The 15,941-nt window shown below is 59.6% G+C and carries 14 protein-coding genes; 7 read left to right on the top strand and 7 right to left on the bottom strand.

The window, feature by feature from the left end:
- Window positions 1-987 carry a branched-chain amino acid ABC transporter permease gene (locus NLY43_RS10250; protein ID WP_023686861.1) on the top strand — a complete coding sequence of 329 codons (987 nt, stop codon included), beginning with the start codon at window positions 1-3 and terminating at the stop codon, window positions 985-987.
- A 139-nt stretch (window positions 988-1,126) separates the two neighbouring features.
- On the opposite strand, the gene NLY43_RS10245 is transcribed toward NLY43_RS10250, so the two are convergent.
- Window positions 1,127-2,077, bottom strand: a complete 951-nt coding sequence (locus NLY43_RS10245) for a helix-turn-helix domain-containing protein (protein WP_023710096.1) — start codon at window positions 2,075-2,077, stop codon at window positions 1,127-1,129.
- 215 nt (window positions 2,078-2,292) lie between these two features.
- On the opposite strand from NLY43_RS10245, the gene NLY43_RS32715 reads away from it, so the two are divergent.
- Window positions 2,293-2,433, top strand: coding sequence for an alcohol dehydrogenase catalytic domain-containing protein (locus NLY43_RS32715; RefSeq protein WP_502882174.1), 141 nt, complete (start codon window positions 2,293-2,295; stop codon window positions 2,431-2,433).
- A 188-nt stretch (window positions 2,434-2,621) separates the two neighbouring features.
- Here the strand turns inward: NLY43_RS32715 and NLY43_RS10235 are convergent, their stop codons facing one another.
- The 6 genes from NLY43_RS10235 to NLY43_RS10210 all read right to left on the bottom strand — a co-directional run bounded on the left by NLY43_RS10235 (window position 2,622) and on the right by NLY43_RS10210 (window position 9,524).
- Window positions 2,622-3,473 carry a sugar phosphate isomerase/epimerase family protein gene (locus NLY43_RS10235; RefSeq protein ID WP_023710095.1) on the bottom strand — a complete coding sequence of 284 codons (852 nt, stop codon included), beginning with the start codon at window positions 3,471-3,473 and terminating at the stop codon, window positions 2,622-2,624.
- On the bottom strand, window positions 3,470-4,495 hold the full coding sequence (locus NLY43_RS10230; protein ID WP_023667740.1) for an ABC transporter permease: 1,026 nt from the start codon (window positions 4,493-4,495) through the stop codon (window positions 3,470-3,472). Before NLY43_RS10230 ends, NLY43_RS10235 begins: the two co-directional genes overlap by 4 nt.
- Window positions 4,492-5,499 carry an ABC transporter permease gene (locus NLY43_RS10225; protein WP_023681803.1) on the bottom strand — a complete coding sequence of 336 codons (1,008 nt, stop codon included), beginning with the start codon at window positions 5,497-5,499 and terminating at the stop codon, window positions 4,492-4,494. Before NLY43_RS10225 ends, NLY43_RS10230 begins: the two co-directional genes overlap by 4 nt.
- Entirely contained in the window at window positions 5,492-7,006 is a 1,515-nt protein-coding gene (locus NLY43_RS10220) for a sugar ABC transporter ATP-binding protein (protein ID WP_023704356.1), read from the bottom strand. Before NLY43_RS10220 ends, NLY43_RS10225 begins: the two co-directional genes overlap by 8 nt.
- Window positions 7,007-7,086: 80 nt before the next feature.
- Window positions 7,087-8,079, bottom strand: coding sequence for a substrate-binding domain-containing protein (locus NLY43_RS10215; RefSeq protein ID WP_023704355.1), 993 nt, complete (start codon window positions 8,077-8,079; stop codon window positions 7,087-7,089).
- Between the two features lie 365 nt (window positions 8,080-8,444).
- Window positions 8,445-9,524, bottom strand: coding sequence for a LacI family DNA-binding transcriptional regulator (locus tag NLY43_RS10210; RefSeq protein ID WP_023667744.1), 1,080 nt, complete (start codon window positions 9,522-9,524; stop codon window positions 8,445-8,447).
- 1,012 nt (window positions 9,525-10,536) lie between these two features.
- Between NLY43_RS10210 and NLY43_RS10205 the strand changes: the two genes are divergently transcribed.
- The 5 genes from NLY43_RS10205 (at window position 10,537) to NLY43_RS10185 (ending at window position 15,924) form a co-directional block, all read left to right on the top strand.
- Window positions 10,537-11,559, top strand: a complete 1,023-nt coding sequence (locus NLY43_RS10205) for a LacI family DNA-binding transcriptional regulator (protein WP_023667745.1) — start codon at window positions 10,537-10,539, stop codon at window positions 11,557-11,559.
- Window positions 11,560-11,731: 172 nt separating this feature from the next.
- On the top strand, window positions 11,732-12,745 hold the full coding sequence (locus tag NLY43_RS10200) for an SIS domain-containing protein (protein ID WP_023710094.1): 1,014 nt from the start codon (window positions 11,732-11,734) through the stop codon (window positions 12,743-12,745).
- 28 nt (window positions 12,746-12,773) lie between these two features.
- Window positions 12,774-14,096 carry an ABC transporter substrate-binding protein gene (locus NLY43_RS10195; protein WP_023710093.1) on the top strand — a complete coding sequence of 441 codons (1,323 nt, stop codon included), beginning with the start codon at window positions 12,774-12,776 and terminating at the stop codon, window positions 14,094-14,096.
- Window positions 14,097-14,107: 11 nt separating this feature from the next.
- Window positions 14,108-15,067 (top strand): carbohydrate ABC transporter permease, encoded by a 960-nt coding sequence (locus NLY43_RS10190; protein ID WP_023710092.1) that lies wholly within the window; start codon window positions 14,108-14,110, stop codon window positions 15,065-15,067.
- Window positions 15,064-15,924 carry a carbohydrate ABC transporter permease gene (locus tag NLY43_RS10185; RefSeq protein WP_023710091.1) on the top strand — a complete coding sequence of 287 codons (861 nt, stop codon included), beginning with the start codon at window positions 15,064-15,066 and terminating at the stop codon, window positions 15,922-15,924. The genes NLY43_RS10190 and NLY43_RS10185 overlap by 4 nt, the downstream gene beginning before the upstream one ends.
- Window positions 15,925-15,941 lie beyond the last annotated feature (17 nt).

Raw genomic sequence — 15,941 nt, 5'->3', positions numbered from 1 at the left:
ATGATCAAGAAAGCCTTGCCGAAACAATTCTGGATTGGGATCGCAATTGCTGTGGTCGCGGCCCTCGCGCTGGTGCCGCTCGTGCCCGGCGCGATCGATTCTTATGCCTTTTCGCTCCTGTTCTTCGTTTTCATCTACGCCACCATGGCGCAAGGCTGGAACCTCGTTGCCGGCTTCGGCGGCCAGATCAGCCTCGGTAACCATGCCTTCTTCGGGCTCGGCGCCTACACCACCGCCATCCTGTGGAGCGGCAATTATCTCTGGGGCTCGTTCTATGACGCCTATCCGCGGATCTACTATTTCGACCCGGCGACGATGATGCTGGGCGGACTGGTCGCGGCCGTCGCCGCCATCATCATCGGCCTGCCGTTGCTGTCAAAGCTGCGCGGCGACTATTTCGCGCTCGGCACGCTCGGCTTCGGCGAGATCGTCAAGGTGATGTTCATCAATGGCGGTGATTTCACCGGCGGCGCCTTCGGCGTGGTGGCGCCCGCCGGCACCTTCGATACGCTCTTGCCGCACTATCTGGTCGGGCTCGGCCTGATGGTGGGCACGGCGCTTGCCATCCGCTTGCTGATGCGCTCGCGCTACGGCCTGGCGCTAGTCGCCGTGCGCGACGACGAGATGGCGGCATCGGCCAACGGCATTGACACGCTAAGGGTCAAGGTCGCCGCCTTTGCTGGCAGCGCCTTTATCGCCGGCGTCGCCGGCAGCCTGTACACCTACTACATCTTCCATGTCGGCCCGGACTCCGTCTTTGACCTTGACTGGATGCTTTTGCCGCTGATGATGACTGTGGTCGGCGGCACAGGCACCGTGCTCGGCCCGATCCTCGGTGCCTTCGTCATGTACGCGGTGTTCGACCTGGCGCGCATAGTGGTGCCGGATTACCACCCGGTGATTTCGGGTCTGACCATCATCTTGGCGATGCTGTTCTTGCCGAAGGGGCTGATGCGGAGTTTTGCGGGCCGGGCGCGGACAGCTTGAGGCCTGAGTATAGCCCTTTTGAGACGTAAGCGCTGCAGGTCGGGAGTGAGAGTCCTTGAGAAGGTGAGATAAAATGTGCCCGTATATGGGTGCAAAACAGTTTGCGGTATCCGATAAAGGTACGGCTAGCAGCACCTTCCTAATGCACCACCACCATTCGCACTCGCTCCCGCAAGTCTCTCGGCGCAACATCATACTTGCTTCTGAACGCCCGCGAAAAATGTGCGCTAGAATTGAACCCGCAGGCAAACGCGACTTCCGAGATGGAGGCTGAGGCGCGGGCGGGCGACAGCAGCTCCTCCTTGCTGCGCTCCAGCCGTCTATCCCACACGAATCGCTCCAGTGTGGTGCCTTCGCCTTCGAAGGCGCGGTGCAGATAGCGGCGGGAGCAGCCCATGTGGCGGGCTATGTCCTCGGCCGACAGGTTTGAACGCGCCAGGTTGGCGTCGATATAGGCGACGATGCGTTCACGCAGCGCTTCCAGCGGCGAGCGGCGGAACTCCGACGCCGTCGGCCTTGCCTGGATCAGTCCGTTGACGAGTTGTATAAGGCTTTCTCCGACACGGCGGCAACTGGCGTCGTCGAGCTTGTGCGCGGTGCCGATCGCCATCTGCATCAGACCGGAAACGATATGGGTAAGGCTATCGTCGTTGCCGGGCAACGGCACCGGCGCCGAGAGACGCGTCAACGTCCCGTCGCCGAAAGTCGAGCGCGGCACCTGCAGGATGAGTTGGTCGACATCCGACAGGTTTTGCAGCGAATAGCTGCGCATTGGATCATAGATGATCGCAGCGCGTGGGCCGAGATCGACCGCGACCCCCTTCTGCTCGAAACGGCTGCGGCCGCTGAGCTGCATCAGGATCTTGATCGCATCGGGATCGAAGCTACGCCAGAAGGTGCGGTCGCTGACGACGAGATGCGACTTGGCCTTGATCTCGGAGAGCCGACAGGAGCCGAGATGCACGGACACGAGCTTCGGCAGCGACGGCGCCTCGCCGCGCGAGAAACGCTGGGTGATCGGGCCGAACAGCATCCGCGACGCGGATAGGAAAGCCTCGCCATCGGCGACGCTCACGTGGTGGGCGGTCATAGTCTCCTCCACATTCTCATTGTTCGTCTTGTCGCGGGATTGTGACGCTGCGGCAGCGCCGCGTCTTCCTTAACATGATAAGCATCTTTGCCGCAACGGCGGAGGTGATTCACGCCGCGCCGCCCGGCCAGCCGGAAGCCGGATGGGCGCTGGTCAGCATCAGCATGTCGGACTCTGTGGGACCGACTACCATATTTTGAAGGCAAGCTCCCTACCTGGCCTATCCGCGCATCATGGGGCATGAACTCTCGGGCACCGTGACCGCGGTCGGTGAGGGCGTCGCCATCGAGTTCGGTGAGCGGGTCGGAGCCGGCTCGCGGCCGCCGAAGGTAGGGCTGCGATGCCCGAGCCGGTGAAATAGATGTTCGCGGCAGTTGCGATCGCCGACCGGTTGGCTGCTTGCGCCCGGGGGGTAGCCGAAGGCCGGGATCTAAAACGCCGCAATATTGCCTCTCGAGCGGCTCCTGCTTCGAAGGCAGTCGCCGCAGTGTCGATGCAGTTGGCTCATGATGTGCCGAGTTTCGATCTCGCATGGTGATGTAACTTATGCGATCAGCCCGTACTGCCGTGCCTTGTTGCGCAAGAACGGCAGACCGTTGCCCATCACAACCGCTTCACTCTCGGCCACCGGACGCCACACGCTAAGGCCAAACGCCAGACGCGGATCCATGTTGATGAAGCTCTCCATCGCGAGCCCGCCCTTGAAGCCGATCGCGGCCAGCGTCGCGAACGTCTCATCCCAATTGCAATTGCCCTCGCCCGGGGTGCCGCGATCAGACTCGGAGAGATGGATATATTTGAGGTAATCGCGGGCGGTGATAATGCCGTTGCCCATGCCCTTTTCCTCGATATTCATGTGGTAGGTATCAAGGTGCACGAACATATTGTCGGCGCCCACTCGTTCGATCAAAGCCACCGCCTGAGTCGCGGTGTTGATGATGTGGTTCTCGTAGCGGTTCACGGCTTCGACACCGAGTTCGATGCCGCGAGACTTGGCTTGCGCGGCGGCGGACGTCATCACTTTTGCAATGTTATCAAGTTCGTCCTGCGTAGGTGGCACGCCAGTACGCTCGCCGATGCCGCCATAGATTACGCCGCATAGCGCCTGGGCCCCGATGTCGGCCGTCTTGTCGATAGCCACCTTGAGAAAGTCAATCGCCTCCTGTGGGTGGCGCGATGCCCACGCATATTCGGGCAACCCTAGCGAGCACACCGCCTGCATGCCATTTGCCGCCAGCAGCTTGCGGGTGTGATCGGCATCGCAAGAAAATGGATCGGCCAGCGAAATTTCAATGAAATCGAGATCGTATTTTTTCACCGCCGCTACAGTGTGCTCGGCGCCCTCTACGGACCAACCACTCGTCCACATGCTCGTATGAACGCCAAAACCCTTCATCGTGTTATCCTCATGAAATTGAGCTGCCCGGCAGCCCACCGCAAGATCATGACGCCGATCAGCATGATGCCCCAAATGGCTGTGGCCAGGTGCTGGCTGGCGCCCAAGAGATTCAGTCCCGAAGAAAGCAACTGCAAAACGATGAGGGCTAGGAAGACCGAAACGACCTTGCCGAAGCCGCCAAACGGATTCACCCCGCCCAAAAAGCAGGCAAGCACCGTAATCAGCACATAGGACTCGCCATGGCCGACACGGACGGAATTGAATCGTGCCATCATGATAATGCCGGCCAACGCACACATGGCGCCAGACAGCGCGTAGATCAGAATGATCACGCGTCGCGTCGAGATGCCGGAATAGCGCGTCGCCTCGATGTTGGAGCCGACCATATAGTTTGAAAAGCCAAGCCTGGTTCGGGTCATCAAAACATGCCAGACGATGACTGCGCCGAGCAGTATCAGCAGCGGGACAGGAATGCCGACGATGCTGCCGTGGCCCAGGGGCTGGATGAATTCGGGAAAGCCCGAAATATCGGCGCCGCGGGTCAGAAACTCGCCAAGGCCGCGCAGGAAAATCATCACCGAGAGCGAAACGAGGATGGGGTGCGCGCCGGTATAGGCTATCACCGGGCCCATGACCAAGCCGCTTGCCGTGCCAACACCGACCGCAAGAACGGAACCGAGTAGAAAGGCATAGATGCTTGCGTCCGGTCCTCCGTTGGCCTGAAGAACCCAGGCGAGCGTGAGGCCACAGAGATTGGCCGTGAACGTCACGGCGAGATTGATGCCGCCCGAGATGATCGGCATCAACATCGCGAGCGTAAGCAGTCCAAGTTCAGGCAACTGGAAGGCCACCGATTCAAAGGTAGCTTTGGACAGGAATCGCGGCGAGAGAGATCCGAAGAATGCAATCACCAAAATCAATGCCAGCAAAAGTCCGATATTCTCGGCGCCCAACGTGCCGGCAAGACGGCGCAAGAATCCGTGCCGTAGCGCTCCAGTTTCGAGCACGCGCTGCGTCATGTACCCATCCTCTGCCGCAAGCCCGCGAGGATATGCCCGAGCGGCGCGTTGGACAGCGTGATGGCAATCAAGATGATCGCCCCGACGATCATCTTGAAAGCATAGGGAGAGATGCCGAGGAGGTTCAGCCCGTTTTGCGTCACCGACACAAGAAACACGCCAAGGATGCAACCGAGCACGGTGCCGCGCCCGCCACCCAGCCTGGCACCGCCAAGGACAACAGCTGCCAGCACGTCCAGCTCGCGCCCCACCAATGCGTTGGGCACGATTTCCTGGGAATAGTGCACCTGCACAAGTCCCGCGATCCCGGCCATCAAACCAAGCCAGCCGAAGGCAATGAAGTGCATCGCCGCGATGTTGATACCGAGGCGACGGGCGCCCTCCGGGTTATCGCCAAAAGCGTATAGCTGCCGTCCCGTGGTGGTATACCGGATAAGCCCCCAGGTGGCGGCGACGCAGACCGCCATGATCGCAACCGGCAGTGTTAGCTCGGCCCAATTGCCATTCGCCTGTTGGAACTCGAAAAGCACAGTGCGATGCGTCCACCATGCAGGCAGATTGTAGATCGATACACCGTGCGTGAAGAACATCAGAAGGCCGAAAAAAATATTGAAGGTGGCGATGGTGACAACGATTGAAATGATCTGGAAATAGTAGATGAGGCCGGCGTTCACCGCACCCAGGGCGATCCCGACAATTGCCGCCAAGGTGAGGCCGATGAACCAATCACCACCTCCCATTTGGGCTAGAGCCAGCGCCACAACGTATTGAACCACTGACGCGGCCACAGCGAAGGAGATGTCGATGCCCCCAGCGATCAACACCACCAGCAGCCCAACCGCGAAGATCAGATTTGTCGAGCTTGTGTTGAGCAGATTGAAGAGATTGGCAATGGTGAAGAATTTGTCGCTCGCAACGGAGAGACCTGCGCTCATGATGAGAAGAACCACAACGAGCCATGTCTCGGTGGGATGAGCCCGGAAGAGCTTGCCGCGGTTACGCATAGACGGCAGCTTCCAGGTCGCCGAGCGGGATGGCGTGCGGATCGTATTCGGCGACTATCTTGCCCGCAGCCATATGAAGGATACGATCGGCGTTGAAATAGACCTCCGGCACTTCATCGGATATCAGCAGAATCGCCAGGCCTTCGGCAGCGAGCTTGGCGACAATCTCGAAGATGCCGGCCCGCGCGCCAACGTCCACCCCCACGGTTGGCGAATCGAGAATGATCAGTTTCAGGCCGACCGCCAGCCATTTGGCGATGGCCACCCTTTGCTGGTTGCCGCCCGAGAGCGTGGAAATCGCATCGGTCTGCCGCCCGACTTTTATCGCCAATTCCTCGATCCAATGATTGACGAGCGCGTCCTTCTTCTCCGAGGAGATCAGCCCTCGATCAAGGATCTTGTCGAGCACCGGGATAACGGCGTTGTCGGCGATGGACTGAGCTTGTATGAGACCAAGGGACAAGCGGTCTTCGGAGAGATATCCAATACCCGCGCGGATTGCGTCGCGGTTGGAGTTCAGATGAAGAACCGTCCCGTTGAGTGCGATGCTGCCGCGGTCTGGGCGCAGCATGCCGAAAATAGAAAGCGCGAGTTCTGTGCGACCGGCGCCGAGTAGCCCGGTCAGGCCAAGCGTTTCACCTCGCCGTATTGTCAGCGAAACGTCGTCATAGTCGCCTGCGCGGGTCAATCGATCGATCTTCAACACGACGGGTGATCCACTAAGGTTTCTCGTGCTCACGGTTTGGTCGAACGTCTTGCCGGTCATCAGTTCGGTGAGGCGTGATTGGGTCATTCCGGCGGTCGGGAACACCCCAACGACCTTACCGTCGCGCAGAACGGTGACGCGACTTGAGATCTCCAGAACTTCTGCAAGGCGATGGCTGACGAAGACGATGGCCATGCCTTCATTCGAGAGTGTTCGAACGATCGCGAGCAACCGGTCTGTTTCCGATTGAGTAAGCGACGATGTGGGCTCGTCCATGAAAATAACCTTCGCATCGCCGGCGAGCGCCCGGGCGATGGCGACGATCTGACGTTGGGCGATTGCAAAGCTACGCAGAGGCGCGTCGACATCGAGGTCGGCGCCAAGCCGCGCCAACAGCCCTCGCGCCACCTCGCGAATGCGCGAATGATCGACGAGCCGAGGCATGTTGCCGAGGACAGTTCTGATCCCGATATTTTCCGCGACTGTCATTTCAGGAAACAGTGCGAGGTCCTGCCAGATGACTTCCACCCCGGCGCTGCGCGCCGCAGCCGGCGACATGATGTCGACAGACTTTCCGGCGATCGACATGTTTGCGCCGGCTAGCGGCTGACAAACGCCGGTGATTACCTTGATCAGGGTGCTCTTGCCGCTGCCGTTCTCACCGGCGATGCATTGCACTTCACCCGGGAGAACCTCGAAGGCGACATCCTGGAGGGCTCTAACGCCACCAAATGTGACGCTTATGTTGCTAAACGACAGAACCGATGGGAGGTCCTGCGTCGTAGACGCGACGAGGTTCACGGCGGGCCCTTCTGAAATGACAAGGATGGGGCGTGCCGGGATTGATCTGCCACCCCGGCACGCCAGCCATGGTCCGCCATCTAAAGCCCTAGGGCTGCAAGACCATCGACCGTTTCGACCGTGATAGGCTGCACAGCGTCCACGATGATGGTGCCGGTTTTGAAGTCAGGGTGAACGACACCCAGACCTTCGATCGTCATGCCGTCGGTGATTTCACCGCCGCCCGCCAGAAAATCAGCCATCGTTACGAATACTTTGCCCGCTTCCAGAGGATTCCACATATAGCCGCCGTCAATAATGCCGGACTTGAGCATTGCGCTGCCTTGACTAGGCGAGAATGAACCGACAAGAACCACCTTGTCACCAAGCTTCTGCTCCTCGATCGCGCGTCCGGCGCCGATCGGTCCCTGACTGCCGAACGTCAGGAAGCCGCCGAGGTCAGGATTGGCGGCAAGCACATCCAGAGCCGTCTTCCGGCTGTCATCGGCGCTTTCGGCCACGCCATATCTGTCGCCAACCATCTGCATGTCGGGAAAGTTCTTCTTCAGGTAGGCGATTGCAGCATCGGCCCAGGCATTGTGTGCGGGCACGGTAAGAGAACCCACGTACACCACGTACTTGCCTTTGCCGCCCATTTTCTCGGCAAATAGCTTGGCATGGGCCTCACCGAAACCAACGGCCGAGACCATTTCGAAGTCCCAATCAGCGTTCACCTGGTCCGGCGATTCATGAGTTATGACCTTGATGCCCGTGTCGCGCGCCTTTTTTAGAACCGGCTCGAGAACGTTTGCATCATTCGGCACGACGCCAATTACGCTGACGCCCTGAGCTATGAGGTCTTCGATCGCGCGGACCTGAAGTGCCGGGTCGGCGCTGGTCGGCCCGACCATGAAGCCGTCGTCGCCAAGCTCTTTCGACTTTTCCTTTATTCCCGTTTCCATGGCATTGAACCAGGGAATGCCGCCGATCTTCACGACGACTCCAACCTTGACGTCCTTTGCCAGCGCAGCATTCATTGTGGCGACCGAAAGGGCTGCGCCGAACGCTGCCGCGAGTATAGTTTTTGCTAACATTTAATTCCTCCCTGATTGACGAGTTTTTGGGTTGCCTATTGCCCATGTCGGCTTTGTTTGGCCCACCCCTTTGTGCCCGACGGCATTGACGCACTCGGCGCCGCATTCCTCCCAGAACGCGCCATAAAAGACTTTGAACGCCGGCCGGTCAAGGTGCTAAATAGATTTAGCAAGGCGGTCACGCCACCGGCGTCTAAAAACATTTGTCGATTGATGTAAACGATCCGCCCTTTCGCACTCAGGCTGCACCCGTGGAAACGACATGCGATCCCCCGCCAGCCTTGGGTTGAGGCGGTGCTACCCAGATCCGAGGTGCTGATGAACGGAGTTGAACTTCTGCAACGATGTCTTGCGACAAAGAATTGCTAGTGGTCGATGCTCGATTTGGATGCCGAATCCCAATCTTCTTGGGCGCCGTCATGCTCTCCGGTTCGCCCAAAGCTGGTCGGTACGGTCACCAGCGGAAAGTGGTCTATCGAATAATTCTCCAGAAGCGAAAATCCTTCAGCAATCATCACCTCGACATTCTGTCGGACCATGGTCACATCGAAGGGCAAATGCGCCGCGAATGGATCCCAGTCGAAGCTTCCGACAACAACCCGTCCAAGCTCACTTGAGGCTAGCGTCGAAGTGAACCGCAACGTTCCTTCAAGAGCGGTCACGCCGTTGACGAACATACCTGAGGGCAGATGCCCAAGCTGAGCGTATCGTGCAGCGAGAGACCGAGCAGCGTTGGTCGGTGCGTATCCGCAGCAGTCAATCGTGCCCGGGCCCGTAACAATCCCATGCGCTGCCAGCGCATCGTGAAAACCCAGCAAACGGCTACGTGTTGCGTCATCATCGCTGACCCCGCCAAAGAAGAAGAGATCTTCGGTGGAGCCCCCTCGTTCTTTCAATTTCTGAACAATGATCTCTGTGAGCGCCTTGGCGCCTCCGTAGTTGTCAGAAACAACCGAGGGAGCCCGGCGGCCTGGCAGATCGATGTTGATGCACCGGACGCCCGCTGCCCGGCACAGATCATTCAGCGGATCCGGGTCACGAACGCCCGCAAGGAAGAGAAATTCCACCTGCTGAGCCAGCAGGGTTTCCGTCACACTCAACTCGTTATCAGGATTGCGATGGGTGCTGACGACGATCGGGCACAAGCGGTGGACGCGGGATTCCGCTTCAAAGGCTTCGGCCAATCCGGCGAAGAAGCGATTGCGGTAATGTGGCAAGATCATTCCAGCGAGTCCGGATCGGGAAAGCCGCAATCCTCGTGCCTTGAGGTTGACAGCATAGCCAAGCCGCTCAGCCCAATCGAGGATGGTCGCTGCGGTTTCCGCCTTGATCCGGTGCTGTTGCCACGAGCCATTGAGGACGAGACTGACCGCTGTCGGGGACAACTTTGCCGCCACCGCGATGTCATAAATCGTTGACTTGCGTCGGACAGACTTTCTCGCCATTCGTGACGCTCCTACTAGCAGATGCAGTAGACGCTAGTGCGGGGTCAAGGCAACATCTCTAAATTGCGTCAAACGGTTTGGAGGAGCGACCCCACGGAAGGACGCGGCCTCTCGTGCCTCCGGTCCGGTCTCCCTGATTGTCTCGATCGTTGTAATGACAGCGCCAGGGAAATCGGCAGATTTGGGATTTTCCCTGAAGCTTCGTTCAGCGTCACTGGAGACACCAACCCCAGTGTTTCGGCTTTGGTCTCCCCGATGATCAATCACCTTGCAAAGGTCGACGAGAAGTTTCGATCAGTTTGGAGCCCACCGTTGGCGATGGTCGGGCGCACGCGTCACGATCGAGTCCTCCGTTTCAATAGCGGGAAGATGAAAGCTTTGGGTTTCTGAGTCTCTATCTGGCCCCAAAAGGGTGCTGCCGGATGCGCCTTCGTCTCCGGGCGTTGTTTGCGTACTTGGCCGAGGTGCCCTTGCTTGGCAAGTTCCTTCCGCGACAAGGGTCTGCTCGACAGCATTTTCGTCGCTATTGCCAATGCGGAGCCCCGGAGGATCAAAACCGGTTAGCAGCATGATGCCGACGGTCAGAGCAAGCGACTCAGATTCCCGATTTGCTCAGAGTCTCCCAGCCTGTGGCTCTCCGTGCAGCCGGCCTTGAGCGTCTGGCTCGACCTTTTTGAAAGCTCGCCTCCAATCGCTGGACGAGTTTGGCGGCAAGGCTAGTCGTCTCCATCGGTGTTATGATCGATGCCAGGGAGGCCGCCTGGACCATGGCGTGAACTCATTGCCGTATGCTGGCAGTGCAAGGCAATGAACTGACTGCACAACATGTAGGTGCATTCGTGGATCAAATTTCCAGATAGCCAAACAGCGCGCGTATCTCGATTAGGTGGCAAGGAGTTGCGAAAGCTATGTTCGTAGTTTGAGAATCGTCCGATATGCCGCACAACGATGCCGGCAAGACGAGCCGAGGATGATCTGACGCAATGTTCAGATCCAAGAAGGACGGTTACCTGTGGCCCAGAAAGGAATTACACTAAAGGACGTTGCCGCAGCGGCTAAGGTGTCGCGCGCCACGGCCGCCCGGGCGCTCAACAGCTATGGTTACGTTGGCGACGAGACGGCGCTCCGCGTGGTTGAGGCAGCCGAAAGGCTGGGCTATCGGGCCAACCTCGTCGCGCAGGCGCTGCGCAGCGGACAATTGCCGATCATAGGCTTCGTGCCCGGCGATATCCAGAATCCGTTCTTCGCCCGAATCGCGCACGACATAGAGGTGGAACTGCGCAAGCACCGCCACAATCTTCTGATTGCCAGCAGCGAGGAGAATGTAGAACAGGAAAAAGAACTGCTTGAGAGCCTTCGCTCGCTCAGCATTCGCGGCTTCATCCTTGCCCCAACGTCTGCAACCGACAGCCAGCATATTGTGCAACTGGCCCGCGAAGGCGCACCGATCGTGCTCATCGACCGCGTTGTAAAGGACCTGCAATGCGACAGCGTCGTCGTCGACAACGAGGGCGGGGCGCGCGAGGCAGTGGACTATCTGGTTGGCAACGGTCACCACCGGATCGGTCTTCTGCGCGACGAGTCACGCATCTTTACGGCACAGGAACGCTTGGCTGGCTACGAAAACTCGCTCCACTCGCATGGGATCGCAATCGATGAAGCGCTCATCGGCGTATCGCGCTCGACCGTCGAGCACGCCATCGAAGCCACGATCCGCCTGTTCAGCCGGCGCAATCGCCCCACCGCACTGTTCACGGTGGACAGCCTCATGACGCAAGGCGCGCTTCTTGGCCTGCGTTCAATGGGGCTCTCGATTCCGCATGACGTGTCGGTGGTTGGCTTCGATGACTTCAACCTCGCCACGTTCACCGATCCGCAGATAACGGTCGTGGCGCAACCCATCTCCGAGATCGGACCGCTCGCCGCTAGATATCTGCTGGAGCGGCTTGCCGGCAAAAAGGTTGCACCGCGCCGTACCCGATTTCAGACCCGCTTGATCGTACGCGGATCGGTTGCCCGGCGCGCTGTGCGCTAAAGAGCAAACCCCTCGATTTCGGAGAATTTCGTCTAAAGGACTTGCCATTGGCGAAATTGCGTGTCCATTATCGCTTGTGAGATCGATCTCACATCGGAAAACGAGCTAGACGGCCCACCGACGCCTAAGGCGGGCTAGAGGCCTGTCACACGCGAAATACAAGGAAAACGTCATGCTGAACTTCGATAGGGACCGCTTCGTGAAGATCCAAAGCGGGGCCGTCGCCGTCGCAGGTGAGGTTCGCTCACTGATGCGCACACTGCTGGCAGATGGCGTCGAGCGGCTGTTTTTCATGGGCACCGGCGGCGTGCAGCTTCTAACCTCGCCCGCGATCGAGTTGGCGCAGCGCTGTTCCACCTTCCCGGTGAGCGGTGCCTATCCGGCGCAGGTCGTGATCGATCCGCCCGCCGGTCTCGACAGCAAGGCCGTCGTGGTCATCCCGTCCTTGTCGGGCACGACCAAGGAAGGCGTCGAGCTCATGGCCTTTCTGAAAAAACGTGGTGTGCGCACGATTTCGCTCACCGGCCATTCGGATACGCCAATCGCACGGGAGGCTGACCACAATTTCACGAACTTCGCCGAAGACGACACCTCGTCGGAATCCTTCTACCTGCAGACGCTGCTGATCGTCCTGGCCCTGCTGGAAGAGCGCGGCGAATATGATGATTTTGATGGCACTGTCGCCGAACTCAAACTGCTGCCGGATCTGCTTGCCGACGCCAAGGCTGCCTTTGAGGACAGGGCGGCCGAACTGGCCCAGACAATCAAGGACGATACCTATCACATCTTCACCGGCGCCGGCTCGGTGTGGCCGGAGGCACACTATTACGGCATGTGCATCCTCGAAGAGATGCAGTGGATTCGCACCCGCCCGGTGCACGCCGCCGACTTCTTCCACGGTACGCTCGAGTTGGTCGAGCCGGGCGTCAGCGTTTTCGTGTTCAAGGGCGAAGATGCCCTTCGGCCCCTGGCCGACCGGGTCGAGAACTTCGCCAGGCGCTACACGGACCGCGTTCGCACGCTGGACGCGGCCTCGGTCAAGTTGCCGGGCATCTCCGCAAAGGTCCGCGGCATGATCTCGCCGGTTCTGCTCGCCACCTTGCTCGAGCGGCTGAGCGCCCATCTTGAGGTGCTGCGCAACCACCCGCTGACCACCCGTCGCTACTACAAACGCGTGGAATATTGATCCCCTCTTACCTCTGAAGGAGCTATCCATGAAACGTTCGCTGCAAGTCGTGGCGGTCACGGTGGCCGCGGTATCATCATTGGGGCTGTCGATAAGCGGCAGTTCCGCCGCTTCGCCGGCTGTCACGGCCGACCCAAACGCCAAGGTGGAATACACCGGCACGCTTTCGGTCCTGACGAAGTTCGGGCTGCAACAGCTGTCGCCCTATTTCGTCAACCTGGCACAGGCCTATGAGAAGCTCCATCCGGATGTGAAGGTCGAACTTATCCAGGAGAGCGACGACAGCGTGAAGGGCAAGACCAAGACGCTGGTCGCTTCCAACTCGCTGCCCGATATCTATTTCTCCTGGACAGGCAGCTGGGGTGGCAATTTCGTGCGCGGCAATCGCGCCGTTGATCTCACACCCGTCATTGCTGCCGATACCGAGTGGGGCAAGTCGCTGTCTCCAGCCGCCGTCAAGGCGTTCCAATACAACGGCAAGTTCTATGGCATTCCGCTTTACCAGGATGCCAAGTTCATGGGCTACAACAAGCAGATCTTCGCCAAGCTCAGCCTCAAGGCACCGGGCACTTTCGAGGAATTGCTGACCAGCTGCGACGCCCTCCGCAAATCCGGCGTGACACCGATCTCCTTCGGCAACAAGGAGGCCTGGCCGGCAATCCACTTTGCAGGCCAGCTGCTCGCCTACAACGTGCCGCAGGGAACGCTGGAACGCGACTTCGATCCGGCCACCGCCCAATACACCGACCCAGGCTATATCGCAGCACTCAAGCAGTTCAGCCAGCTTGTCGAGCGCTGCACCGATGGCGCCGGCGTCAACGGCACATCCTATGCCTCGGCTCTCCAGGCCTTCACCAACGCGCAGTCGGCCATGTACTACCAGGAGATCATCGAGTTCGATCAGGCCGCCACGCCGGAGTCGGCGTTAAAGCCCGCCGATTTCGGATTCTTCCGGCTGCCGGTGCCCGCCGGCGCCAAGGGTGACGCCAAGTCGATCGAGGGCGCGCCGGAGGGCTACATGATCAATGCGGCATCGAAGAACATCCCGCTGGCGATCGATTTCATGAAGTTCGTGACTTCGAAGGAAAATGCGCAGGTGCTGTCTGCGCCACCCTATGGCCAGCCGAGCGCCACCATCGGCGGCGCCTCGGAATCGAACATGAGCGCGGCTGTGGTCGATGGCCTCAAGGATATCAACGCCGCCTCATACCTCATGCCCTGGCTGGATACGGCCAACCCACCGCGCGTCGCCGCCGTCTGGCTGTCCAGCCTGCAGGCGCTGGCGGGCGGCTCGATGACGCCCGAGCAAGTGATGGACGAGGTGCGCAAAGCCGCATCCGCGGCCAAATAAAGCAGGCGAGCATGGCAAGGGCCTCGGACACAGTGGACAGCGGCGCCGACATCGGCGTCGCCAGGCCGCAACGGCCAAAGAGCCGGCGGGCCTGCTTCGCCAACCTGTTGTCGTTGCGATGGGCGGCGATCGCGCTCATCCTCATCGGCTGGTTCGTCTATTATCCGATCGTCGACAATTTCATCGTCAGCACCACCGACCAGGACATCTACACCGGCGAGGTCACCAATGTCGGCCTCGCCAACTACGACCGGCTGCTGCATGACCCGGTCGTGCTGCTGGCGCTGTGGAACAACTGCCTCTACGCTCTCATCTCCGTCATCTTCCAGGTCTTCGGCGCGTTCCTGCTGGCGGCCATTATCGAGGACCTGAAAAGCGAAAGCTGGCGCCGGCTGTGGCGCGCCGTCTATTTCGTGCCGTCGGCAATCTCGATCACGGTGACCGGCCTGCTGTTTTATTTCATCTACCAGCCGCAGATCGGCTTGCTGGATGCCGCGCTCAGCCGTGTTGGACTGAGCCAGCTCGTCATGCCTTGGCTCGGCAATGAGCACACCGCCATCTATGCCATCATCGCCATGAGCCAATGGCAGGGTTTTGGCTATTCGACGCTGCTGTTCGCCATTGCCATCCAGAAGATCCCGCGCGACCTCTACGATGCCGCAACGATCGACGGCGCGGGTCCGCTTCGCCGCCTGTGGAGCATCACCTTTCCGCTCACCCGGGAAATGACGGGGTTGATGATCATCGTCACCATCACGGGCGCGTTCCAGGTGTTCAACGAGGTTATGGTGATGACCGCAGGCGGGCCTAACAACAGCAGCCAGGTGCTGGGCACGTGGCTCTACCAGAAGGCCTTCATCGAGGACAATTTCGGCTATGGCGCGGCGATCGCCGCCGTCATCTTCATGTTGACCATGCTCACAGGTGCGGCACAGCTCTGGTACACCAAGCGCCGCCGGGTGCAGCAATGAGTGCGATGGTCGCAGCCGGTCGCAGCCGGAACGTGAATGTGTGGTCGGTCATCGCCAGGACATTGCTCTATTCGTTCCTGGTCTGCCTTGGTGTCGTCGTCATCTATCCGCTGATCTGGATGGCGCTGAGCGGCTTCAAGGACAATGCGCAGATCTTCGGCGATCCCTTCGCCCTGCCCACCCATTGGTCGTGGAACAATTACATGCAGGCATGGAACCAGGGCGTGCGTGGCTACGTGACAGTCTCGGTGCTGGTGACCGTCGCTTCGGCCATATGCACCGTCCTGATCAGCGCCTGGACGGCCTTCGGCCTGACCCGCACCAAGATGTCGGCAAAGCCGCTGGTTATTGCCATCGTTCTGGGCGGCTTGATGCTGAGCCCCACCGTGGCGATCATTCCACTGGTGAAGATGTTGCAGGCGCTCGGTCTCTACAACACCTACTGGGCGCTGATCATTCTCTACACGGCGTTCCGTGTGCCGTTCACCACCTTCCTCATCCGCGCCTACATGCTGGATCTGCCTGAAGACATCGACGAGGCGGCGACGATGGATGGCGCCAGCGAGGGTCAGATCTTCTGGCGCATCACCTTGCCGCTGTGCCGGCCGATCATCATTTCCTGCGTCATCCTGCACGTCCTGTTCGCCTGGAACGAATATCTCTTCGCCATGATCTTCACGAGCGGCTCGGATGTGCAGACGCTGCCGGTCGGATTGACGTCGATCATGGCAACCCACGGGACCAACTATGCCGTGGTGTTCGCGGCCATGACGATCTCGGCGCTGCCTATCGTGATCGTGTTCTTTGCCGCACAACGCTACTTCATCCGCGGCTTGGCCGAAGGCATCGGCAAATAACAATTCCCGAAAGGAGC

It is taken from the genome of Mesorhizobium sp. C416B, assembly GCF_030323165.1.
GTDB lineage: Bacteria > Pseudomonadota > Alphaproteobacteria > Rhizobiales > Rhizobiaceae > Mesorhizobium.
The sequence above is the reverse complement of the archived record's forward strand: the minus strand, read 5'-3'. Positions and strand labels throughout refer to the sequence as shown.

Excerpts from the sequence above, each read along its gene's own strand:
- NLY43_RS10250 (WP_023686861.1), top strand. The coding sequence starts at position 1 with ATGATCAAGAAAGCCTTGCCGAAACAATTCTGGATTGGGATCGCAATT.
- NLY43_RS10245 (WP_023710096.1), bottom strand. The coding sequence starts at position 2,077 with ATGACCGCCCACCACGTGAGCGTCGCCGATGGCGAGGCTTTCCTATCC.
- NLY43_RS10235 (WP_023710095.1), bottom strand. The coding sequence starts at position 3,473 with ATGAAGGGTTTTGGCGTTCATACGAGCATGTGGACGAGTGGTTGGTCC.
- NLY43_RS10230 (WP_023667740.1), bottom strand. The coding sequence starts at position 4,495 with ATGACGCAGCGCGTGCTCGAAACTGGAGCGCTACGGCACGGATTCTTG.
- NLY43_RS10225 (WP_023681803.1), bottom strand. The coding sequence starts at position 5,499 with ATGCGTAACCGCGGCAAGCTCTTCCGGGCTCATCCCACCGAGACATGG.
- NLY43_RS10215 (WP_023704355.1), bottom strand. The coding sequence starts at position 8,079 with ATGTTAGCAAAAACTATACTCGCGGCAGCGTTCGGCGCAGCCCTTTCG.
- NLY43_RS10210 (WP_023667744.1), bottom strand. The coding sequence starts at position 9,524 with ATGGCGAGAAAGTCTGTCCGACGCAAGTCAACGATTTATGACATCGCG.
- NLY43_RS10200 (WP_023710094.1), top strand. The coding sequence starts at position 11,732 with ATGCTGAACTTCGATAGGGACCGCTTCGTGAAGATCCAAAGCGGGGCC.
- NLY43_RS10195 (WP_023710093.1), top strand. The coding sequence starts at position 12,774 with ATGAAACGTTCGCTGCAAGTCGTGGCGGTCACGGTGGCCGCGGTATCA.
- NLY43_RS10190 (WP_023710092.1), top strand. The coding sequence starts at position 14,108 with ATGGCAAGGGCCTCGGACACAGTGGACAGCGGCGCCGACATCGGCGTC.
- NLY43_RS10185 (WP_023710091.1), top strand. The coding sequence starts at position 15,064 with ATGAGTGCGATGGTCGCAGCCGGTCGCAGCCGGAACGTGAATGTGTGG.